Source organism: Lysobacter sp. ISL-50 (assembly GCF_018612875.1).
Lineage (GTDB): Bacteria > Pseudomonadota > Gammaproteobacteria > Xanthomonadales > Xanthomonadaceae > Lysobacter.
In genome coordinates this window covers 12554-35925 of the sequence record NZ_JAGGRI010000012.1, presented here as the reverse complement: position 1 = coordinate 35925, position 23372 = coordinate 12554, and the positions used below count along the sequence as shown (strand labels likewise).

Below are 23372 nucleotides of genomic sequence, written 5' to 3'. Positions count from 1 at the left end.
AGTCGTGCTTTTTTGACCCTTGGCGTCACGTGACCACCACCGTCAGTCCACAGGTCAAGTGCCAGATGCAACGAATCCGCCATGAGCCAGCGACATGCGATCGCAATCACGAGACGGGGCGTGCTCGCCAGGGCCCGGATGTCGCTCCAGGCCGCTGTTCACCGATCCTGCAATCGCCGCGCCGCCGCGATCCGTGCCGGCCGCTACAGTTCGCGCGACCACCCTAACGCGGCAATGCGCGGCCGTTCACAGGTCCGGCAAGGTCCATGGCAAACCGGTGAGCCTGGGTGAGCCCGGCCCGGCGCGGCGCCGGCGCCGCTCCCGCCCTGGGCGCGGCCCGACTTCACCCGACCGTCACCGACCCGGCCCGGCACAGGCCCCGTCCAAACCGATGCAAATCGGGATCGGGGTCGCGATCCGCGCTCCTCTATACTTGCCCGTCACGACCACCGACTCCGGAACCCGATTCGATGTCCCGTATTCGCCGTTGGCTGCGCTGGGCGCTCTACGCGTTCATCGGCGTGGCCCTGCTGGGCGCCATCGCGCTCGGCACCCTGTACTACCTGATCGTCCCCAAACTGCCCGACGTCGAAACCCTGCGCACGGTGGAACTGCAGGAACCGATGTACGTCTACGCCCGCGACGGCCGCCTGATGGCGCTGTTCGGCGAGACCCGGCGCTATCCGATCGCGATCGAAGACGTGCCCGAACGCCAGAAGCAGGCGTTCATCGCGATCGAAGACTCGCGCTTCTACCAGCACCACGGCATCGACTACAAAGGCATCGGCCGCGCGATCTGGCTGCTGGCGACCACCGACGACAAGCGCGTGCCGGGCGGCTCGACCATCACCCAGCAGGTCGCGCGCCAGTTCTTCCTGAGCTCGGAATACAGCTACAAGCGCAAGCTCGGCGAAATGCTGCTGGCCATGCGCATGGAGCGCGAGCTGAGCAAGGACGAGATCTTCGAGCTGTACTTGAACAAGAGCTTCTTCGGCAACCGCGCCTACGGCGTGGGCGCGGCGGCGGAGTTCTACTACGGCAAGAAGATGAGCGAGCTGTCGCTCGACGAGATGGCCTCGCTCGCCGGCATTCCGAAGTTTCCCTCCAGCGGCAACCCGCTGAGCAATCCCGAGCGCGCCAAGCTGCGCCGCGATTACATCCTCGACCGCATGGCCGAGCAGCGCTTCATCACCGCCGCCGAAGCCGCCCAGGCCAAGGCCGTGCCGATGCACGCCACGCCGCACGAGCGCCCGGTCGAGGTCTACGCGCCGTACGTGGCCGAAATGGTGCGGCAGGAAATGGTCGCCCGCTACGGCGCCGAAGCGCTGACCAAGGGCTACCACGTCACCACCACCATCGACCCGCCCCTGCAGATCGCCGCCGACAAGGCCATCCGCGACGGCCTGGCGGTGTACGACCGCCGCCACGGCTGGCACGGCGTCGAACAACACTTCGACCTCGCCCCGAGCGAAGACGCCACGGCCGCGCGCGTGCGCCTGCGCGGCATTCCGGCGCAGGCCAACCTGCTGCCGGCGGTGGTGCTGTCGATCAGCGGCTCGCAAGCCACCGTGGTCCTCGGCGACGGCACCGAGCTGACCCTGGACGACAAGCAGGGCTACGCCGGACGCAGTCCCGGCAGCCTGCTCAAGCGCGGCGACGTGACCCGCATCGCGCGCCTGGAAACCCCGGCCAAGGCGGCCGCCGAAGCCAAGCCCGGCGACCCCGCCCCGGCCGCGCCTAGCGAACCGCCGGTGGTCAGCTACCGCCTGGATCAGCTGCCGCAGGCGCAGGCCGCGCTGGTGTCGCTGGAACCCGGCAACGGCGCCCTGCGCGCATTGTCGGGCGGCTACAGCTTCGCCGGCGCCAAGTTCAACCGCGCCACCCAGGCGCGGCGCCAGCCGGGTTCGAGCTTCAAGCCGTTCGTGTACGCGGCCGCGTTCGAACGCGGCTACAACCCGGCCTCGATCGTGCTCGACGCGCCGGTGGTGTTCAAGGATCGCCGCGGCCATCTGTGGCGCCCGCAGAACGACAGCGGCAACTTCGCCGGCCCGATGCGGGTGCGCGAGGCGATGGTGCAGTCGCGCAACCTGGTCTCGGTGCGCCTGCTCGACGCGATCGGCGTGGACTTCGCGCGCAAGTACATCAGCCACTTCGGTTTCGAAGTCGAGCAACTGCCGCCGAACCTGTCGATGTCGCTGGGCACCGCCTCGCTGACGCCGCTGTCGGTGGCTCGCGGCTACGCCACCTTCGCCAACGGCGGCTTCCGCATCACCCCGTGGTTCATCGACGAGGTCAAGGACCGCGCCGGCGCGGTGGTGTTCAAGGAAAAGCCCGCCACCGCCTGCTCCGAATGCGTCGGCCGCGGCGCCACCGCCTCGGCGGCGTTGCCGGCCAACAATGTCGTCGATGGCTTCGACCTGGGCCCCGCGCCGGGCACCGACAGCGCCGACGCCAAGAAGCCCGATCCCAAGGACAAGAGCGGCAAGGACAAGGACAAGAAGCCGGCGGAACCGGCGAAGAAGCCGCTCACCCCGGCCGAAATCGCCGCCATGAACGTCGCCCCGCGCGCGATCGACGACCGCATCGCCTACCAGATCATCTCGATGCTGCGCGACGTGGTCAAACGCGGCACCGGCACCGCGGCCAAGGTACTCGGCCGCGAAGACGTCGGCGGCAAGACCGGTTCGACCAACGAGCACCGCGACGCCTGGTTCTCCGGCGTCGGCGGCCCCTACGTCACCACGGTCTGGGTCGGCCGCGACAACTACAAGTCGCTGGGTTACCGCGAATATGGCGGCAAGGCCGCGCTGCCGATCTGGATCGACTACATGCGCGTGGCGCTCAAGGATCAGCCGATCCAGCCCAACGAGCCGCCGCAGGGCATGGTCAAGGTCTCGGTGGCCGGCAACGGCGCGCTGATTCCCGACGGCGCCGGCGGCGTGATGGAATGGGTCAAGGCGGAGGATCTGGAGCGCATGCAGACCTACACCGACTACGGCCACGAAGACGCCGCGCCCTCGGAAGAGTCCTTCGACATCTTCTGACCGCCACCAGCCGCACCACCGACGAAGGCCGCATGCCCCCGCGCATGCGGCCTTTTTCTTGCCCGCGCGCCGGCGCCGGCGCTCGTCCTTGCCCTATCTGGCGCCTGAACCCCCTGTCCCGGCCTGGACATTGCCGTGATAGACGAACGTGCTAGTTTTGGGCCTGCCGGCTTACCCGGCCGCGGCGAAAGCCCTCGCCGTGCCGTGCCAGCCCGGAGGTCGAGATGCACCAGGCCCGACAGCACGCACATCAGCATGCGCAGACCCGCATCCGCGAGCGCCGTCACCGCCTCGCCCACGAAGCCGCCCGCCTGATCGCCGAAAGCGGGATCCGCGACTACCACCAGGCCAAGCTGAAAGCCGCCGAACGCCTCGGCATTTTCGACGACGCCTCGCTGCCGCGTAACCGCGAGATCGAAGACGCGTTGCGCGAATACCAGCGCCTGTTTCAACGCGAACATCTCGGCGGCCTGCGCCAGCGCCGCGAAGCGGCCCTGCGCGCGCTGGAGTTCTTCCGCGAATTCGAGCCGCGCCTGATCGGCCCGGTGCTCGACGGCACCGCCGACGCGCGCAGCCCGGTCGCGCTGCATCTGTACAGCGACGATCCCGAAGCCGTGCCGATGTTCCTCGAACACCACCGCATCCCGGCCGAAGCGCGCGATCGCCGCCTGCGTCTGGACCGCGAACGCAGCGAAGACTTTCCGGTGTGGGTGTTCAGCGCGGAGGAACTGACCTTCGACCTGACGGTATTGCCGCTGGACGTATTGCGCCAGGCGCCGCTGTCGAACGTCGATGAGAAACCGATGCGACGCGCGACCGCGAGCCAGTTGCGCCAGTTGCTCGCCGATGAGGAAATTTCCGAATTCGAACGCGGCTAGCGGTTGCCGCGGTCGCGCGCACGATGCGCGGCCAGCGCTGAGCGGCCAGCGCAACCCAACTTCGAACCAATCGCGACCTGCCCTTCGCACAAAAGAAAACGCCCCGCGAACGGGGCGTTTTCACTGATCGCGAGTGCGAACGTCTCAGCGCTTGTCGGCGGCCACGTAGTCGCGCACGCCGTGACCGGTGTAGATCTGGCGCGGACGGCCGATCTTGTTCTCCGGATCGTTCTGCTGTTCCAGCCAATGCGACACCCAGCCGGCAGTGCGCGCGATGGCGAACATCACCGTGAACATTTCCACCGGGATGCCCAGCGCCTTGTAGATGATGCCCGAGTAGAAATCGACGTTCGGGTAGAGCTTGCGCTGGACGAAGTAATCGTCCTTCAGCGCCGCTTCTTCCAGCTTCATCGCCACTTCCAGCAGCGGATCGTTGACGCCGAGTTCGCCGAGCACGTCGTGGGTCATCTTGCGCACCAGCGCGGCGCGCGGGTCGTAGTTCTTGTAGACGCGGTGGCCGAAGCCCATCAGGCGGAAACCCGATTCCTTGTCCTTGGCCTTATCGACCGCGGCCTTGACGTTCTCCGGACGGCCGATCTCGTTGAGCATCTTGAGCACGGCTTCGTTGGCGCCGCCGTGCGCCGGTCCCCACAACGCGGCGACGCCGGAAGCGACGCTGACGTAGGGGTTGGCGCCGGTCGAACCGACCAGACGCACGGTCGAGGTCGATGCGTTCTGCTCGTGATCGGCGTGCAGGATGAACAACAGGTCCATCGCCTTGGCGGCGACCGGGCTCAGCTGCAACGGCTCGCTCGGCACTTCGAACAGCATGTGCAGGAAGCGCGTGGTGTAGTCCAGGCTGTTCTTCGGATAACGGATCGGCCAGCCGATCGAATAACGGTGGCAGGCGGCGGCGATGGTCGGCACCTTGGCGATCAGGCGGATCGCGGCCAGACGGCGCTGCTCCGGATCTTCCAGGTCCAACTCGTTGTGATAGAAGCTCGCCATCGAACCGAGCATGCCGACCAACATCGCCATCGGATGGGCGTCGTGACGGAAGCCGTAGAGGAAGGTGCGGAAGGCCTCGTGCATCATCGTGTGATGCGTGACTTCGTGTTCGAACTTGCTGAACTCGGTCGCCGACGGCAGTTCGCCGTTCATCAGCAGATAGGCGACTTCGAGGAAGTTCGAGTTCTCGGCCAGCTGTTCGATCGGGTAGCCGCGATACAGCAGCACGCCTTCGTCGCCGTCGATGTAGGTAATCGCCGACTTGCAGCTGGCGGTCGCGGTGAAGCCCGGGTCGTAGGTGAACATCCCGGTTTCTTTCGGCAGCTTGGCGATATCGACGCAGGGCGCGCCGAGCACCGGGTGCTGCACCGGCAGGGCGAAGTTCTTGTCGCCGGCGGTCACGGTGACCTGATCGAGGCGGGTTTTGTTGGAATCTTCGGACACGAAACACTCCTCAGTCTGCTGCCGCGGAGGGTGGCCGCGGCAGGAGGGGAACAGGGGGTCGCAAGCACGTTGCGATAGTGAATTATCGCACAACGCTCTCAGAGCCAATGCTCGGAGTTTGCTGGGGCCGGCGTCACCGGGGGCACGCAGCGTTTCGCGCCCGGGGCGGGAATCCAAGGCGGCCGGGCGCTTACGACGATTATTTGACCGTCCGGTTGCCGCGATGTGGCGGCTGACGTGCCAGTGGGCGGCGGCGGGGTTGCGGTGGAGTGGATTGCGGCTGGATTCGCGCGGTTTCGGGCTGGAACGGGGCCGGAACCGGGGCGGCCGCGGAGGCGGCGATGATTGCGGCGGGCGGGTTGCCGAAATGGCCGGCTTTGTTCATCGCCGGCGATCGGGATCGCGGCGGTGAGGGCGCTCAGCGGGACGCGACAAGCGCTCAGCCGAAAGCTGCGCACGCGAACATGGCGGCTGGCTTCGACCGGACCAGTGGAGATTGGTGCGCGCGAGCCGGGGCCAAAGCGGTGCCGGGCCCGTGTGATTCGGGATGGACGCGGACAGCCTGGCGCGGCTTGATCGGCATCGAGGCAAGCGCTCTCGACGAACAGGCCCGGGCTAAGCCACGCAACGCCGGAAAGCGCGCAAACGCAAACGGCCGCCCTCGCGGGCAGCCGTTATGCGTGCAGCGATGTGTTCCGAATTGCTTCGGCGACGCGAATTACTTCTGCGCGTAACGCTTACGGAACTTATCGACGCGGCCGCTGGTGTCCATGATCTTGTGCTTGCCCGTATAGAACGGGTGCGAAGCCGAAGAGATATCGACTTTGATCAACGGATACTCAGCGCCATCGACCTTGATCGTTTCCTTGCTCGACAGGGTCGAACGGGTAAGGATCTGGAAGTCGGTGGTGACGTCCTGAAAGACGACGTTGCGGTATTCGGGATGGATGCCTGCCTTCATGGCACTCAACCTTAAGGTGTGCGGGAAAGTCGGGCAGTATAGCGGGGGGTTGGGGGGTGGTGCAAGTGTGGGGTTTGGGGGAGGTGGGGTTAGGCTGCTGGCCTTGCCCGGCCGGTCTGCTGGCAGCCGCCTGGACCGTCCGAAGCGCCTTTAGAGCCCCTCTCCCGCTTGCGGGAGAGGGGTTGGGGTGAGGGCGCGGGCGGGCGCGGAACTCCCTTCATTGAGAGCACTCGCTCCTGCGGCAGCCTCCTCGGCGCTGTCCTAACACCTGACAGCTGTCGGTTTGTTTGATGGCTAGGTGAAGCCGCCCGGGGGTTGGGCGGCTTGGGCTCTTGGCTTGTCTGGTTGGCGAAGTGGCTGGGTTCTTCGGATCGGGGCGGCGGCCGCCTAATGCCTACGCGGGGGACGCGGATAGGGCGGCTTGGATCAGATTTTCGAAGCGCTGTTGATCGTATTTCATCAAGATAGCCGCCTTATCCGGCTTGCCCTCCTGACGACGCCAATCGACCACCGTCGCGCCGCGGCTGTGAGTGCCGTCCAGCTCGATCGACACCGGCCGCGACTGCACGTCCAGCGCACCTTCGGGTTCCAGCGCGAACGCCATCGCCAACGCGTCGGCCGCATGCCAGTGATCGCCGCGGCGGTCGATCGACCACATCCGGGTCTTCTCCGAAATGCGCTCGTAGAATTGCCCGCGCGCGGAATCGGTCTTGAACCAACCGACGACGCGATCGTGAAGCAGGCCGTGCGCGACCACCGCTTCCCAATCGGCCAGATCCAGGTGTTCGAACGCTTCGAACACGATGTGCGCGGCTTCGGGATCGAAATAGATGTTGAACTCCGCCGCCGGCGTGATGTTGCCCTGGCAGGTCACCGCGCCGCCCATCACCACCAGACGCGCGATGCGTTGCGGCAAGGTGGGATCGAGCTTGAGCGCGAGCGCGACATTGGTCAGCGGCCCGAGCGCGACCAGCAGCAGTTTGCCGGCGTGTTCGTGCGAAAGACGGATGATCGCCAGCGCGGCGTGCTCGGCTTCGACTTTCCGCTTGGCGGCTTCATAACCGACATCGCCGAAACCATCCTGGCCGTGCACATAACCCGCGTCGGGCGAAGGATGCAGCAGCGGCGCGTCGGCGCCGGCGAACACCGGGACATCGACACCGGCCACTTCGCACAGCTTCAGCGCGTTGGCGACGGTGTGTTTCAGGCCGACGTTGCCGGCGGCGATGGTCAGGCCGACCAGCTCATGGCGCGGATCGTTGAACGCCATCAGCAAGGCGAGCGCGTCGTCCACGCCCGGGTCGGTGTCGATAAGCAGGGGAATGCGGTCGGTCATGTAGTCACTCGTTCTGCGGAACTTTGCGCAGCGAACACCGCTGCGCCGGCCGGATCGGCCGATGAGGCCGAAACGGCCGGGATGGCGTGCAGCGCGCCTTCGTAGCGCAGCAGTTCGCCGAAGGGAAACAATGAGAACGCGACAGCGAAGCGATAACGCTCGCCGCTTTCGCCGCGCTCATCGCGTTCGATGCGTTTGCAGGCGTCGGTGCGCGGAAACAGAAACAGCGGCAACGCCATGCCGCGCACATCGACGCCGAGCAGGCGCCAGCGCCAACCGCCGCCGTCGAGATCGACGCCGAGCATCATCCGCGCCGGGCCGGTGGATTCCAGCCAATACCCGTCCGGGTAACGGCCCACGGGACGAAATACCGAGAGCAGTTCGCTGCCGTCGTCGAAACGCCGGCGCCACTGCATCCGCTGTTCGTCGTGGACGATATCGACCCGGAACCCGCGCCGCGGCCGATCCACCGGAATGCCACGCTTGCGCGCCAACCGGCGCCCGATGCGTCCGGCCAGTCCGGCGCCGGTGGAGATGGCGATCTCCCCGCCCAGGGTGCCGCCGCTGCGGTGCAGCGCTTGCAGCAAGGGATGCAGCCGGTCGAAAGCCGGGCCGAACCATTGCGTTGCCGCGTTTTGAGGGACTCCCGGCATCCGGGGCACAACCTCCAGCTGGCGGCACACTATGCCAAATCTTGCGGACGTGTGGGAATCGGGGTGCGCGGCGGGGAAATTCGTCGATTTCCGCGATCCTTGAGCCTGTGCACCCTCATCTGACCCTGGAGGTCAGCTTGCCTCCCTGAGCGAAAGACGGACGATCGCCTACATAGCTACCACCGATACCCGTATGCAAACGAGTCCGCGCCAACAGTACCGCCGGCCTGAGTTGTTTCCCGCTGTCGGTTGCAGCCCACGCCTGAAATTTCTGTTTCCTAGACGACAAAGAGAGCAGCGTACTGCCGTTTCCGACAATCGCTGACACTCAATCTGGTGGCATCCAGGGCTCAAAAGGCGACGGAAATGCGAAGAGAAAGGTCGCCCGGACAACAGACACCAAAAATTTCTTTCGCATCAATCCGTCAAGAAAGCCCATATGCGATCGACTAAAAGCTCTTTGCCCATCAGCTCTTGGTTCGAATCATCGCGCTCAGTGATCAGTACGAAAGCGTCCCTTCCGATAGACAGGACTTCACGGACGCCACCGCGGTAATTGGTGATGTCGACAAACGCATTCTCGACGCCGTCAATACCGTCAATCTCACGAAGCAGCAAATCAAAATCGACCAGAACCCCTGGCTCCGCGCTGCCGCCACCGGTCGCCGGGTTATCGAAATACAGCACGATTTTTGGATGAATTTCGCGCCCCCACTCCAGCGCAGGAACCTTCCTGCACATCGAAACAAATTCATCGGCCGACTCGTCACCCGAGAATTCGGAATGATGACAAGGCAAGCACAAAAGCAAGTTCTTGCGCTTGTCGTCGGGCAGGCCGTTCAAATAAAAATAATACGCCGGGGGTGCGATCAAGGCGCCGGAAAATTTATATCGATCTTTCGGAAAATCCACATGAATCAAGCGCTTCGGCACATCCGGCACATCGAGACTGGTTAACACTAAGCGAGCAAATTCATCGTCTTCGCGATTTTTCGAAACCATCAACAGATCAGGGCTCTCAGAACCTGCCGCCGCAGGTTTGAGATAGTGGTGATACACCGCCCTGGGTGTATCCAACTGGCATTTGAGCACGCCGTCGCCGATAGAGATGACGTTCTCGAAAAGAGCCAGCAAATCCTGCTCTTGAATCATGTTTTTACGCCTGCTCATCGTGGGTAATCAGGACCGATGTCCTGACGGTAACGAACACCTTGCGCCGACATCTCTCAAGTTATCGCAATTGTCGGCGGCCCAAGCGTTGACTGAAACCGAGATCGTAGCCGTAGTTCAAGCGGAACAAACACCCGCTGCAGCCGCGACGGCCGTCAATGATCATGGCAAGGGCACTTACATCCCGCTCCCTGGACGATCTATCGCGGCGCATTCATTGCACCGAGCTATCGCAAGAATGGCAATCGGGTGCAATTGCGCGGTTTGATCTAAGACGGTTCCGGCGGAAGCTTTGCCCTCACACGGCCAGCAGATTTTCGACCGCCCGAGCAGCATATCTTTGTGAGCAGCAGCGAGTCCCCTCCACCGATCCGCATCAACATCAAGCCGACCGGCGAGTTGTTGCTGTCGTAACCGGCAGTGGGCGGCTGATCGAATGCGATGGGCATGCAAGACTCCTGTCGATGGCCCGGTTGCTCCGGCGACGGGCGTCGCCATCCTTGAGAACCCGTAGCCGCATCATTAGACCCGAAGCGGTTCGCCGACACTGCGACTGCGCGAAGCTCATCACAAACTTCGCCGCTGCCTTCGAAACTCAAGCAGACGCGTAGCGCACCGCTCCGCCCACCCAGCGCGATACGATGCGCTCGGCCAGTTCCGGCGAGGTCTTGAGCAAGCGCTCGCCGAGTTCCTGCACCAGCGGCAGCAGATCCGTGTCGCGGCCCAGATCGGCGACGCGGAAGCCCGCGAGGCCGGTCTGGCGGGTGCCGAGGAGTTCGCCGGGGCCGCGTAATTCCAGGTCTTTTTCCGCGATGACGAAACCGTCGTGGGTCTGCCGCATCGTTTCCAGCCGCTGCCGCGCCAGCCCCGACAACGGCGAGCGATACAGCAGCACGCAACTCGATGCCGCGCTGCCGCGGCCGACGCGGCCGCGCAGCTGGTGCAACTGCGCCAGGCCCAGGCGCTCGGCGTTCTCGATGATCATCAGCGATGCGTTGGGCACGTCCACGCCGACTTCGATCACGGTGGTGGCGACCAGCAGATCCAGCTCGCCGTCCTTGAACGCGCGCATCGTTTCCTGCTTTTCCTTCGCCTTCATGCGGCCGTGCACCAGGCCGACCCGCAACGGCGCCAGTTGCACGGACAGTTCCTCGAACGTGGTCTGCGCGGCTTGCGCGATCACTTCGTCGGAATCGTCGATCAGCGTGCAGACCCAGTACGCCTGCCGCCCTTCGGCGCAGGCAGTGCGGATGCGCTGCACCAGTTCGGGACGGCGCTCTTCGCTGAGCGCGACGGTCTGCACCGGCGTGCGGCCCGGCGGCAGTTCGTCGATCGCCGATACGTCGAGATCGGCGTAGGCGGTCATCGCCAGGGTGCGCGGGATGGGGGTTGCGGTCATCACCAACTGATGCGGCACGATCGCGTCCTCGCCGACCGCGCCGCCGGCGCCCTTGTCGCGCAGCGCCAGCCGCTGGTGCACGCCGAAGCGGTGCTGCTCATCGACGATCGCCAGCGCCAGATCGCGAAAGGCCACGCCCTCCTGCATCAGCGCATGAGTGCCGACCACCACTTGGGCTTCGCCGTTGGCCACCTGCGCCAGCACCGTCTTGCGCGCGCGGCCGGTGACCTTGCCGGCCAGCCAGGCCACGCGCACGTCCAGGGGTTCGAGCCACTTACGCAAATTATTGAGATGTTGTTCGGCCAGCAATTCGGTCGGCGCCATCAGCGCGGCCTGGCGGCCGTGCTGGACGGCGAGCATCGCCGCCAGCGCAGCCACCACGGTCTTGCCGCTGCCGACATCGCCCTGCACCAGTCGCAGCATCGGCGAAGGCTTGGCCAGATCGACGCGGATTTCGTCGAACACGCGTTTCTGCGCGCCGGTGAGCTTGAATGGCAGCGACTTGCGCAGGCGCTCGGCCAACGGCATCTGCTTGAGCGGCCGCGCCTTGTGCGCCTGTTGGCTGATGCGCTGTCGGCGCAGGCTGAGGTGATGGGCCAGCAACTCTTCCAGCGCCAGCCGGCGCTGCGCCGGATGGCGGCCGTCGATCAACGCGGCCACGTCGGCATCCACCGGCGGGCGGTGCACGGTCAGCAGGGCTTCGCGCAGGGTCGGCAGGCGCAGGCGTTCGCGCAATTCGCTCGGGATCAGCTCCAGCGATGCGTCGTCGGGCAAGCGATCCAGGGCGAAGCCGATCAGGCGGCGCAGCGTCGCCGGGCCGATGCCTTCGATCGCCGGATAGACCGGATCGAGTTGTTCGCCCAGGGCGATTTCGTCTTCGTCCTCGAGCACGCGGTAACTGGGATGGACGATCTCCAGGCCGTTCTGGCCGGGCTTGGGCGTGCCGTACAGGCGCACGCGCGCGCCGGCGCGGAACTGCGCGACCTGGGCCGCGCGGAAATGGAAGAAGCGCAGCACCACGGTCGCGCGCGAATCGTCGCCGACCGCCACGCGCAACATCGGCCGGTAACGAAAGCCGCGATCCACCGCCTCCACCCGCCCTTCGATCTGGGCGGCGACACCGGCCTGCAGCAGCCGGATCGGGGTGATCTGAGTGCGATCCTCGTACTGGCGCGGCAGATGCAGCCAGAAATCCTGCAGGCTCACCAACCCGCGCGCGGCGAGCTTTTCGGCCACGCTCGGGCCGACCCCGGGCATACGGGGCAGCGGTTGGGTGTGGAGATCGACGGAGGGCCCGTCCTTACGGCTCGGCATGGCCTAAGGATAGGGCGGGAATCGGGAATGGGGAATCGAGAATCGGATCTCCCGATTCCCGATTCCTCACCGTCAGTACTTCGCGCTGAACTCGATCCCGTAGGTGCGCGGCTCGCTCACCCGCGCGCCGACCGTGCCGAGCACGTTCTTGCCGTAAGTGCCCAGCGCGTTGATGTACTGATTGTCGAACAGGTTGTTGCCGTAGGCGGCCAGGCCCCAGCGGCCCTGCGGCGAGGTCCAGCCGATGCGCAGGTCGGTGCGGTTCTGCGCCTCGCCCAGGTCCAGCGCCGGGCTCACCCCGCAGCGGTTCTGTGCGCGCGACTCCTCGCTGCAACGCACCTTGCCGCGATAAGCGTGGCGCAGCGACACGCGCACGTCGCCGTGCTCGCCCAGTTCCCACACGTAATGCGCGCCGCCGGCCGCGGACCAGTACGGCAGGCCGGTGGGATCGCCGCTGGCGTCGATGCCGTCGGAGGTCACGTAGTTCTTGTAGGTCGAATCGATGAAGCTGGCGTTGAAGTCCAGGCCGAAGTGATCGGTGGCCTGCCAGCGCATGTCGAAGTCCAGGCCGTAGGCTTCCAGGTCGGAGGTGTCGATGACGAAGCGCGGGATGTCGGTGCTGCTGTCCAGCCGCACCGCCTGACGGTTGTCGTAGACGTAATAGAACGCCGACGCGTTGACCTGCAGGCGTTGCGCCGGGAACGCCTTCTTGATGCCGGTCTCGAAGTTCCACACGTCTTCGTTCTCGAAGCTGCTGCCGATCTGCAACGAGTTGAAGCCGCCGGCCTTGTAGCCCTTGGCCAGCGACGCGAACACCATGGTGTCGTCGTTGAAGTGGTAATCGACGACGAAGCGCGGGCTCAGGTCGGTCCAGCTGTTGGAGGTGCGGCGCGTGATGCCCTTGTTCAACATCGCCGGCGGATCGATGAAGGCCACGTCGAACACGAAGGCTTCGCGCGGCAGGCCGACCAGATCGAAGAAGCCGATCGCCTGCAGCTGATCCAACGTCGCATCCAGGGTCGGCGCATAGCGCGGCGTGTTGAGCCACGAGAATTTCTTCTCGTCGCGGGTGTAGCGCAGGCCCACGGTCAGGTTGAGCTTGTCGGTCGCGTGCCAGATCACATCGCCGAATACCGCATAGGCCTTGGTGTCGAGCGTGTTGCGGAAGGTCTCGTTCCAGCGATGGCCGAGCAGTGTCAGCGGAATGCCGTTGGCCTGCAGGATATCGTCGAAGAAACCGAACAGGCGCCCGTCCGGCGTCGGCGCCAGGCCGAGGTTCTGCACGATGGTATCGACCGAATCGGTCATCGCGTTGACTTCGCTGGTCTGGCGCGCGCGTTCGTCGAAATAGCTGGCGCCGGCGACCCAGTCGAGCTTGTCCGTGCTGCCGGCGAACTTGAATTCCTGGTAATAGCTGCGGTTGCTTTCGGTATTGGTCGAATCGACGTAGAGATAGCGGCGATTGGTGCCGTCCTCTTCGACCCGGTTGACCGAGTCGTAGTCGCGCCAGGACGTGGTCGAGGTGAAACCGCCCCAGTCGAAGCCGTGATCGACGATCAGGGTCACGCCGTCGAACCGCCGCGATTCTTCGTTGCCTTCGGCGTCGCTGACGGTGGGAATCTTGCGCGGGTCCAGGTACGCCGATTCGTCCACCGGCAAGCTCGGCAGGCCCGGCGCCGGCGGCAGCGCGACGATGCCGGTGGTGGCCTGGCCGAGCTGATCCAGGCTCTCGTGATCCCAACTGATCAACGCGCTGGTGCGCTCGCCGAAGCGGGTCTTGAACGCGGCGCGCGTGGCCCAGTTGTTTTCCGGATTGAGGTCGCGGCCGGTTTCGGCGTCCTGAATCCAGCCGTCGGCGTGATTGATCAGGGCGTTGAAGCGGAACGCCGAATCCTCGCCGGTCGGCAGGTTCAACATGCCATCGACGTACTGCTTGCCGTAGTTGCCGATGCGCAGCTTGGCCTTGACTTCGGTCGCGGCGGTATCGGGCTTGCGGGTGATGATCGAAATCGCGCCGGCGGCGGTGTTGCGGCCGAACAGCGTGCCCTGCGGGCCCTTGAGCACTTCGATGCGCTCCACGTCGGTGAACGGCAGCAGCACGCCGCCGCCGCGGCCCGCGTACACGCCATCGACATAGACGCCGACCGCGGGATCGGTGCCGATGCCGAAGTCGTCCGTGCTGATGCCGCGCAACTCGAATCCGGGCTGGGTCGGCTGCTGACTGTCCACCACCAGGCCCGGCACGAAACTGTCCAGATCGCCCAGGTCCTGCGCGGCGACGTCGTCGATCAGTTGATCGGTCACCACCTGCAGCGCGATCGGGACGTCCTGCAATGCCTGCTCGCGGCTCTGCGCGGTGACGGTGATCTTGTCCAGTTCTTTCGGCGCCGACTGTTGCGCGAAGGCGGCCGGCACGGCCAGGGCGAAGGCGCCTCCGCACAACGCGGTCAGCACGGTGTTGGTCGCGATGACCAAGCGGTGTTTACGCAGCGACATCTCAAGCTCCCCTCTCGTTGTCGTGGATTCGAACGCATGCATCGGTGGCGTTCTTGCTGGATCTTTCTGGTTCCGGATTCCCTTCGAGTTACGGTATTCGGCGATCGCGCGGGTCTTTTGTGGGAGGGGCTTCAGCCCCGAGGCTTTTCGATCAGGCCTTTCGAAAGTCGCGTGCGATCGGAGCGAAAAGCATCGAGGCTGAAGCCCCTCCTACAAAAGACGCCGTGGCTGTGTCGCGATCATCCGCACTGCCCCTGTTGCGCGGCGATCCAGTCGCGGATCAGTTTTACTCCTTCTTCGTGCACGACGCTGCGCCCCAGTTCCGGCATCATCACCGACGGGTCGTCGCTGAGCATGCGGAAGGTCAGGATCGATTCGTCGGGCTTGCCCGGCACCACGTCGTGACGCAGACCGCCGGTGCCCTTGCCGGCCGCGATCGGCAGTTTGCAACGGCCCAGCCGCAACGGCTCCTGCGTCGCCGCGTCCAGCCACAGCCCGGAAGTGTTGCCCGGGCCCTTCGGGTTGTGACAGTGGCCGCAGTTGACGTCGAGATAGGCCCGGGCGCGCGCTTCCAGCGGCGCGTCCGCGTCGCGCCAGTTGGCGTCGCGTGGCGCCGACTGTGGCGACGGCGCATCGTGCAGATAGCCGGCCTGGGTCCAGCGCGCGATCTGATTGGCCAGGCCGTCGTCGTAAGCGAAATCGCGATTGAGATGGCGCGCGCGCGGGCCGAGCGGATGCAGGGCCTTGGTCTTCATGTCGGTGGCGTGGCAGCCGGCGCATTGATTTTGATCGGGCACCTGGTAGTCGGCGCTTTCGCGCTTTCCGTCGGCATCGACCAACTCCAGCGATACCAGCTCGCCGCCGCGCATCAGCCTGGCCCGGGTCTGTTCCGCGTTCCACACATACGGCAGCGCGAACCAGCCGTCCTTGCGCCGCAGCAGCAAGCGCGTCTCCACAAGCCGCACCTTGCTCAGGTCGAGACCGCCGCCGCGCAGGTCCGGGCCATCGTCGGCACTGCGCAGCACGGCGTCGCCTTCGCCGCGCGGGTAGTAGAAGGTCTTGCTGAAGACGGTGCCGAGCGGAAAGTCGAACTCTTGCTGCGGGTCGTACGCCGCCGCCTGCCCCTTCGGCATCCACACCGTGCGCAGCTTGTGCGCGTAGTCGGAAAACAGCGGTGTGTTGAGGTCGTAGGGCAAGACGCCGGAATTCAATTGCAGGCGGCCGCCGGCGATGCGCAGGATATTCCAGTCGGCCAGATCCTCCGGCTGCCCTTCGGCGAAGAAATGCACCGGCTGCCAAGGCGAGTCCGCGGCGATGCCGGCGGGCGTCCGCGCCGCCCGTCCGGTTTCGTCCGCGGCCGGTTTCGCGCAGGCCGCGGGCAACAACGCCAACAACAAGAACGCCGCATGACGCATCGTGATCAGGCGCATCGATCAGCCGCGCTTGAGGTCGATCGCCGGCAGCTTCGGCAGATCGCAGGCGTAGGGCTTGGTGTCCTGGCTCGGGTTCTTGTAGCCGCCGGGACCGTCGGCGTTGACCACGCCGGACACGTCGCGGATGCAGATCTGCGGGCCGGTCTTCAACGCCGCGTTGGCGTAGCCGTCCCACAGCACATCGGGGAAATGCCCGCTCAGGCCGTAGATCGCGGTCTTGAGCGCTTTCAGGTCCAGGCCGTCCGGCGAATCGCCGCCGCCTTTCAAGCGGTTGCCGTAGATCGAGATGCGTTCGGGATACGGATCGAAATCCTTCGCCGCCTTGTCGTCCTTGTAACCGGTGGAATAGACGCTGGAGACGATGATGTTGGTGGTGGCGTTGTCGCTGATGTCGTTGTCGAAGATCTCGACATCGTCGTTGGAATTCACCACCACGCCGCTGCCTGCCGGAACGCTGGACACCGGCGTGCCCTTGGCGCCGAAGTTGGCGGTGTTGTTCTTGAACACCTTGTTCTTGAACACCCGGATCGCGCCGCCCTGCTGCGACAGCGCCGGCATGTTGAACACCAGGATGCCGCCGGTGTTGTTGGTGGCGATGTTGTCGTAGACATCGGCGTTGATGGTGTTCTCGATCTCGATGCCGGCGACGTTGAACTCGGCGCGGCTGTTGCGCACGATCACGTCGCGCGACTGGCCGACGTAGATGCCGGCGTCGGAGGCGCCGATCGACACTGAATTTTCGATCAGCACGTTGCGGGTCTTGACCGGATACAGGCCGTAGGCGCCGTTCTTGGTGCTCGGGCCGCCGGTCCATTCCACGCGCACGTTGCGGATGGTGATGTTTTCCGCTTCGTTGACCTTCAGGCCGTCGCCCTTGCTGTCCTCGATGGCGATGTTTTCCAAAGTGAAATTGCTGGCGTTGACCAGCAGCCCCTCGGCGCCGGCCTTCTGGCCCTTGAAGCTCAGCACCGACTTGTCCGGGCCGGCGCCGCGGATGGTCACGCCGTCCACGCGCAAGGTCAGGCTGCGGTCGAAGGTGTAGCGGCCGGCCGGCACTTCGATCACCTCGCCGGCCTTGGCGTCGAGCAAGCGGGTGCGGAAGCTGTCGGCAAAGGCGGCGTCGCCGGCGGCGACCTGCGCGGTCGGCGTGTGCTGGGCCTGCTCGGGACCGCAACCGGCGGCCAGGGCGGCCGCGGCGGCAACGGCTAGAACGGAGGCGCGGATCGGCTGGATCGGCTGGCTCATGGAGTCCCCGTGATGTTGGCGATCGGCGCCGCCGCGCGGGTTGCGGCGCGCGACGGCCCGAAGGTGGCTGAACGACGAGTCTCCGCCGCCGGGGTGAGCGCGCGTGAGGGCGAATGCGGCACACTAAGGGGGCATTCGCGGTCAACCGTGCGGCCAAGTATCGTGAGGGGCGATGCCTCAGCCATCCGATCCGGACAACACCAGCGTCAAGGCCGACATCGCGCTGATGTCGCCGAACCTGCTGTGGGGCTTGTTGGAGACCGCGGACCGGATCGGCGCGCCCAGCGACGACTGGTTCGCCGGCACCGGCCTGAGCCGCGCCCAGGTCGGCGACCCCGGCGTGCGCCTGCCCGACCGACCGACCGCGGTGGTGATCGAGCGCGCGCTCAAGGTGCTGCCGCCGAGCATCGGCCTGGACATCGGCCGCGGCCAGCACGTAGGCAATTTCGGCCTGCTCGGCTTGGCCATGACCACGGCGGCGACCTTCGGCGAGGCCTTGCAGATCGGCCTGCGTTTCACCCCGGTGGTCGGCAGCCTGATGCGCTTCGTCGAAAGCGCGTCGGAGGCCGGCACGCTGGCCTTGGCCGGGCAGATGACCCTGACGTTTCCGTCGATCCACCGTTTCGTCGCGGAAGAATTCTTCAGCAGTTGCCTGGCGCTGGCGCGCGGGCTGGTCGGCGACACGCTGCGGCCGCTGCGCCTGGAATTCAGTTATCCGGCGCCGGAGTACCGCGCCAGTTACCAGGACGTGTTCGACTGCCCGATCGCCTTCGATCAGCCGCAGGACCGGCTGGTGCTGGACGAAAGCTGGCTGATGGTGCCGTTGCCGACCCACAACCCGATCGCGTCCAGGCAAGTGCTGGCGCTGTGCGAAGCGCAGATGCCGCGCGGCCCGGTGCCCGGCGAAGTGTCGGCGGCGGTGGAGCGTTTGCTGCGCGCGCAGTTGCCGCAGGACCCCAAGCTGACCGGCATCGCCGCACAACTGCATGTCAGCGAACGCACCTTGCGCCGGCAACTGACCGGCGAAGGCAGCAGCTTTCACGAGATCCACGACCGCCTGCGCATCGACCGCGCCTACGCGCTGCTGCGCGAACGCGGCCCGACCATCGCCAGCGTCGGCGCGGCGATCGGCTACAAGGACCCGCGCGATTTCCGCCGCGCGTTCAAACGCCTGACCGGGGAAACGCCGCGCGCGCTGCGCGAGCGGTTGTGGGTGGAGATGGCGCGCGAGCGAAAATAGCCCGATTCTCTGTGGGAGGGGCTTCAGCCCCGATGCTTTTCGCTCAGGTCGCGATGAAGTTGCAGGCGATCTGAGCGAAAAGCATCGGGGCTGAAGCCCCTCCTACATCAGCGCAGCACCATCACCGCATCGACTTCGAACGCGACACCGCGCGGCAACGCCGACACTTCCACGGTCGAACGCGCCGGGTACGGCGGATTGAAGTACTCGCCCATCACCGAGTTGACCTTGCCGAACGCGCCCAGGTCGGTGAGGTACAGGCCCAGCCGCACGATGTCGGCCAGCGAACCGCCGGCGGCTTCGCACACCGCCTGCAGGTTACGGAAGGCGCGATGCGCCTGCGCTTCGATGTCGCCTTCGACGACCAGTCCGCTGGACGGGTCGAGCGCGATCTGACCGGACAGGTAGACGGTGTCGCCGACGCGCACGGCCTGCGAGTACGGGCCGATCGCGGCCGGGGCTTGGTCGGTTTGGATGATTTCGCGGGACATTTGAGAGCCGGGAATGGGGAATGGAGAATCGGGAATCGTAAAGGCAAAAGCCGGGGCGTGGGGTCCAGGATCGCAAAGCGGGCCTGACCCGCAGTTTGGCGAAGCCGAATAACCGGCCGATCTCGCAAAGCCCGCTTTTACGATTCCCGATTCCCCATTCCCGATTCCCGCCGCCAGCTACATCCGCTGCACACCCAGCACCACCGCCAGCCTGCGCACCCGCCGCATCACATCGGCCAGATGCTTGCGATCGTGCACTTCGATGGCGAAACGCATGATCGCGATGTTGGCGTCGCGCTCCAGGTATTCGACGCGGTCGATGTTGGATTCGGCTTCGGCGATCGCGGCGGCGACCTGGGCCAGCGAGCCGGGGCGGTTGTCCACCTCGATGCGCAGCGCCGCGGCGAAATCGCCGGAGACCTGGCGGTCCCAGCCGATCGCGACCCAGCGGTCGGGCGATTTGCGGTAGTCGGCGAGGTTCGGGCAATCCATGCGGTGCACCACGATGCCCTTGCCGGCGGTGTGGTAGCCCATGATTTCGTCGCCCGGCAACGGCAAGCAGCAGTTGGCGAAACTGATCACTCCGCGCTCGGCGCCGGTGATCAGGATCTTGTCTTCGGGCAGGCGCGGACGGTCGATGGCGCGGCCGCGGGTCTTGCCCGGCGCCTCGCGCGCCAGCGCCAACGCGACCTGATTGGGCATGCGGTTGCCCAGCGCGATGTCGGCCAGCAGCGCTTCCAGGCGCGGGTAGCGGTTTTCGCTCAGGTACACCTCAAGGCGCAGCGTCGAAATGCGGTCCAGCGAGGTTTCCAGCACTTCCAGCGAGCGGTCGAGCATGCGATGGCCGAGCTGCACGGCGTCCTCGTGTTCGAGCTGCTTGAGCTGCTGGCGGATCGAGGTGCGCGCCTTGCCCGATACCACGAACTCCAGCCACTGCGGCTTGGGCGTGGACGACTTGGCGGTGATGATCTCCACGCGCTGGCCGCTGGCCAGCTTGGTGCGCAGCGGAACCAGCTTGCCGTCCACGCGCGCGGCGACCGCGCGGTTGCCGACGTCGGTGTGCACGGCGTAAGCGAAATCCAGCGCGGTGGAATTGCGCGGCAGCGACATGATGTCGCCCTTGGGCGTGAACAGGTAGACCTCGTCCGGGAACAGATCGACCTTGACGTTTTCGAGGAATTCCAGCGACGAGCCGGTCGCGCGCTGCGACTCGACCAGGCTGGCGATCCAGCTGTGCGCGCGCGACTGCGCGCTGTTCGGGCCTTCGCCGCCGTGCTTGTACGACCAGTGCGCGGCGATGCCGCGTTCGGCGATCAGGTCCATGTCCTCGGTGCGGATCTGCACTTCCACCGGCGAGCCGTAGGGGCCGAACAGCACCGTGTGCAGCGACTGGTAACCGTTGGCCTTGGGAATGGCGATGAAGTCGCGGAAGCGCGAATCCAGCGGCTTGTAGGCCGAATGCACCACGCCGAGCGCGTGATAGCAGTCGGGCACGCTCTTGACCACGACGCGGAAGCCGAACACGTCCATCACCTGGGTGAAGCTCTTATGCTCGTGATGCATCTTGGTGTAGATGCTCCACGGCGATTTCACCCGGCTGATCAAGCGATGTTGAAGCTTCTCCTTCGCCAGCCGCTGGGCCAGATGCGCTTCGATCTGCACCAGCGACTCGCGCCGCACCACCGGCTGGGTGCGGATGCGTTTTTCGATGACCGCGTGCCGCCACGGATGCAGGGCGCGGAAGCCCAGGTCCTGCAGTTCGGCCTTGATCAGGTTCATGCCCAGGCGCTGGGCGATGGGCGCGTAGATCTCCAGCGTCTCGCGGGCGATGCGTTCGCGCGCTTCCGCGCTCTGCGCGCCGAGGGTGCGCATGTTGTGCAGGCGGTCGGCGAGCTTGATCAGGATCACGCGCAGGTCGCGCGCCATCGCCAGCAGCATCTTGCGGAAGCTTTCCGCGGCGGCTTCCTGGCGATCGCGGAACTGCAGCTTGTCGAGCTTGGTGACGCCATCGACCAGTTCGGCGACGGTCGGGCCGAACTCGGTGGCCAGGCATTCGCGCGTGACCGGGGTGTCTTCGATGGTGTCGTGCAGGATCGCCGCGACCAGGGTTTCCACGTCCAGGCCCTGGTCGGCCAGCACCTTGGCCACCGCGACCGGATGGGTGATGTAGGGCTCGCCGGACTTGCGCGTCTGCCCGGCGTGCGCGGCCGCGCCCACGGCCCAGGCGCGGCGCAGCAGCAGGCGCTGGGTTTCGGGCAGGTAGTGCGCCGCGAGCTCGAGCTCGCGCACGTAGTCCGGCAGCTCCGTTTCGTCGGGAGCGGCGGGATAGGTGTTCAACGCGGGCTCGGCAGGTGTCATAACGGAAATTTACGCGTGCGGCGGCGCATGGCGCAACGCATTACGTACTTTGAATGTGGCGGCGGCTCAGGTCGGCGCAAGTACGCCGTCACGGCTTGCGCAGTTGGGGGCTGTCTGGTTCAGGGCGTCTTTTGTGGGAGGGAGCTTCAGCCCCGATGCTTTTGGCTCCGACCTGGGTGAGGTTTTGGGCGATTTGAGCCAAGGGCATCGGGGCTGAAGCCCCTCCTACAACAGACCTTGGCGGGGCGCATTCGCTTCTGTCGCAGTGAGGTTTCGGGCGATTTGAGCCAAAAGCATCGGGGCTGAAGCTCCCTCCTACAGCAGACTTTGGCGGGGCGCATTCGCTTCTGCCGCGGTGAGGTTTCGGGCGATTTGAGCCGAAAGCATCGGGGCTGAAGCCCCTCCCACAACAAATCTTGGCCGGCCGCATTCGTTCCTGTCGCGGCGAGGGTTCGGGCGATTTGAGCCAAGGGCATCGGGGCTGAAGCCCCTCCTACAACAGACCTTGGCGGGGCGCATTCGCTTCTGTCGCGGTGAGGTTTCGGGCGATTTGAGCCGAAAGCATCGGGGCTGAAGCCCCTCCTACAACAGACCTCGGCGTCCTCCAGCAGAAACGAAAACGGCCCCGTCGAGGCGGAGCCGTTTCGGTACCGCGGCCCGCGCGGAGCGCGGGACGGGTGGTTCAGTCGTCGCCCTTGGACAGGTCGTCGTCGGCGACCACTTCGGCGGCGGCCCATTCCAGGGCTTCGCGTTCCTTGCGCTCGCGCTCGGCCTTCTCGACCGCGTCGATGTATTCCGGGTTGACCTGGCGCGCGGCGATTTCGCGCAGCGCCAGCACGGTCGGCTTGTCGTTGGCTTCGCTGTTGTCCAGCTGCGGCTCGACGCCGTTGGCCAGCTGGCGGGCGCGCTTGGCGGCCAGCATGACGAGTTCGAAGCGGTTATCGACCACTTCCAGGCAATCTTCGACGGTGATGCGGGCCATGGGGCTCCTGCGGCCGGTGCGGCCGTCTTTAGTAACGCGGATGGGGACCGGGAAGTCTAGCCACTATGCGATTCCATGGCAAGATTTACGGTCTTTAGACTTTATGAATCAGCCACTTAGCGGTCCGAAGGCCGGACCACCCGAGTCTCGCGCGCGAAATCGGCGATTCCGGCGGCGGCCAGGGCCGCCCGCGCGGCGATCCGGCCCCGGGACTCAATCCGCCAGCAGCGCCGTGATCAACCGCGAATGCCGCGCCACCTGCGGCTCCAGGCGCAGGCGGCTGACCTGGAAGATCGCGCACATCTCGTCCACGGCGGTGTCGAAGATCTCGTTGACGATCACGTAGTCGAACTCGCCGTAATGCGACATCTCCTCGCGCGCGGCAGCCAGGCGCTGGCGGATCACTTCCTCGCTGTCCTGCCCGCGCGAACGCATGCGTGACTCCAGCGCCTGCCGCGACGGCGGCAGGATGAACACGCTGACCGCGTCGGGCACCTTGGCCCGCACCTGGCGCGCGCCCTGCCAGTCGATTTCCAGCAGCACGTCCTTGCCGGCCGACAGGAACGGCTCGACCGACTGCCGCGCCGAGCCCTTCCAGTCGCCGTGCACGCGCGCGTGCTCGAAGAAATCGCCGGCCTCGACCATCGCCTCGAATTCCTGCGCGCTGACGAAGTGGTAGTGCTCGGCGTGCCGCTCGCCCGGACGCGGCTGGCGCGAGGTGAACGAGATCGACAGGCGGATGTCCGGATCGCGCGCGAGCACCGCGTTGACGATGCTGGATTTTCCGGCTCCCGAGGGAGCGGCGACGATGTAAAGGGTTCCGCGCATTGGGGCTCGAGAATCGGGAATCGGGAATGGAGAATCGGTAGAGCGGCAATCGCGAACGGCGTCAGCGGGAGCTCTTTACGATTCCCGATTCC

16 protein-coding genes are annotated in these 23372 nt (G+C 65.8%); 3 read left to right on the top strand and 13 right to left on the bottom strand.

Annotated features, from left to right (window positions below):
- Positions 1–470: 470 nt before the first annotated feature.
- Positions 471–3044 (top strand): penicillin-binding protein 1A, encoded by a 2574-nt coding sequence (locus J7J50_RS07955; RefSeq protein WP_215056938.1) that lies wholly within the window; start codon positions 471–473, stop codon positions 3042–3044.
- A 224-nt stretch (positions 3045–3268) separates the two neighbouring features.
- Positions 3269–3922, top strand: a complete 654-nt coding sequence (locus J7J50_RS07950; RefSeq protein WP_057941760.1) for a hypothetical protein — start codon at positions 3269–3271, stop codon at positions 3920–3922.
- A gap of 144 nt (positions 3923–4066) precedes the next feature.
- Here the strand turns inward: J7J50_RS07950 and J7J50_RS07945 are convergent, their stop codons facing one another.
- The 9 genes from J7J50_RS07945 to J7J50_RS07905 form a co-directional block, all read right to left on the bottom strand.
- On the bottom strand, positions 4067–5374 hold the full coding sequence (locus tag J7J50_RS07945; RefSeq protein WP_215056937.1) for a citrate synthase: 1308 nt from the start codon (positions 5372–5374) through the stop codon (positions 4067–4069).
- A gap of 718 nt (positions 5375–6092) precedes the next feature.
- On the bottom strand, positions 6093–6335 hold the full coding sequence (locus tag J7J50_RS07940) for a type B 50S ribosomal protein L31 (protein ID WP_215056936.1): 243 nt from the start codon (positions 6333–6335) through the stop codon (positions 6093–6095).
- 394 nt (positions 6336–6729) lie between these two features.
- Positions 6730–7671 carry a nucleoside hydrolase gene (locus J7J50_RS07935; protein ID WP_215056935.1) on the bottom strand — a complete coding sequence of 314 codons (942 nt, stop codon included), beginning with the start codon at positions 7669–7671 and terminating at the stop codon, positions 6730–6732.
- Positions 7668–8324, bottom strand: a complete 657-nt coding sequence (locus tag J7J50_RS07930; protein ID WP_215056934.1) for a DUF4166 domain-containing protein — start codon at positions 8322–8324, stop codon at positions 7668–7670. The genes J7J50_RS07935 and J7J50_RS07930 overlap by 4 nt, the downstream gene beginning before the upstream one ends.
- 417 nt (positions 8325–8741) lie before the next feature.
- Entirely contained in the window at positions 8742–9476 is a 735-nt protein-coding gene (locus J7J50_RS07925; protein WP_215056933.1) for a hypothetical protein, read from the bottom strand.
- 613 nt (positions 9477–10089) lie between these two features.
- Positions 10090–12207 carry an ATP-dependent DNA helicase RecG gene (gene recG / locus J7J50_RS07920; RefSeq protein ID WP_215056932.1) on the bottom strand — a complete coding sequence of 706 codons (2118 nt, stop codon included), beginning with the start codon at positions 12205–12207 and terminating at the stop codon, positions 10090–10092.
- A gap of 72 nt (positions 12208–12279) precedes the next feature.
- Positions 12280–14703 (bottom strand): TonB-dependent receptor, encoded by a 2424-nt coding sequence (locus J7J50_RS07915; protein ID WP_215056931.1) that lies wholly within the window; start codon positions 14701–14703, stop codon positions 12280–12282.
- A gap of 239 nt (positions 14704–14942) precedes the next feature.
- Complete coding sequence (locus J7J50_RS07910; protein WP_215056930.1) at positions 14943–16133, bottom strand: SO2930 family diheme c-type cytochrome; 1191 nt, start codon at positions 16131–16133, stop codon at positions 14943–14945.
- Between the two features lie 3 nt (positions 16134–16136).
- Positions 16137–17381: a parallel beta-helix domain-containing protein gene (locus J7J50_RS07905; RefSeq protein ID WP_251044544.1), complete on the bottom strand. Its 1245-nt coding sequence runs from the start codon at positions 17379–17381 to the stop codon at positions 16137–16139.
- A 172-nt stretch (positions 17382–17553) separates the two neighbouring features.
- Between J7J50_RS07905 and J7J50_RS07900 the strand changes: the two genes are divergently transcribed.
- Complete coding sequence (locus J7J50_RS07900) at positions 17554–18621, top strand: AraC family transcriptional regulator (RefSeq protein ID WP_215056929.1); 1068 nt, start codon at positions 17554–17556, stop codon at positions 18619–18621.
- Positions 18622–18728: 107 nt separating this feature from the next.
- Here J7J50_RS07900 and J7J50_RS07895 read toward each other — a convergent pair whose 3' ends face one another.
- From J7J50_RS07895 to gmk, 4 genes are all read right to left on the bottom strand, one after another.
- Positions 18729–19112: a RidA family protein gene (locus J7J50_RS07895; RefSeq protein WP_215056928.1), complete on the bottom strand. Its 384-nt coding sequence runs from the start codon at positions 19110–19112 to the stop codon at positions 18729–18731.
- A gap of 177 nt (positions 19113–19289) precedes the next feature.
- Complete coding sequence (locus tag J7J50_RS07890; RefSeq protein WP_251044543.1) at positions 19290–21449, bottom strand: bifunctional (p)ppGpp synthetase/guanosine-3',5'-bis(diphosphate) 3'-pyrophosphohydrolase; 2160 nt, start codon at positions 21447–21449, stop codon at positions 19290–19292.
- Between the two features lie 703 nt (positions 21450–22152).
- Positions 22153–22452 carry a DNA-directed RNA polymerase subunit omega gene (rpoZ, locus tag J7J50_RS07885; RefSeq protein WP_036108756.1) on the bottom strand — a complete coding sequence of 100 codons (300 nt, stop codon included), beginning with the start codon at positions 22450–22452 and terminating at the stop codon, positions 22153–22155.
- Positions 22453–22665: 213 nt separating this feature from the next.
- Positions 22666–23280 carry a guanylate kinase gene (gene gmk / locus J7J50_RS07880; RefSeq protein WP_215056926.1) on the bottom strand — a complete coding sequence of 205 codons (615 nt, stop codon included), beginning with the start codon at positions 23278–23280 and terminating at the stop codon, positions 22666–22668.
- Positions 23281–23372: the final 92 nt, after the last annotated feature.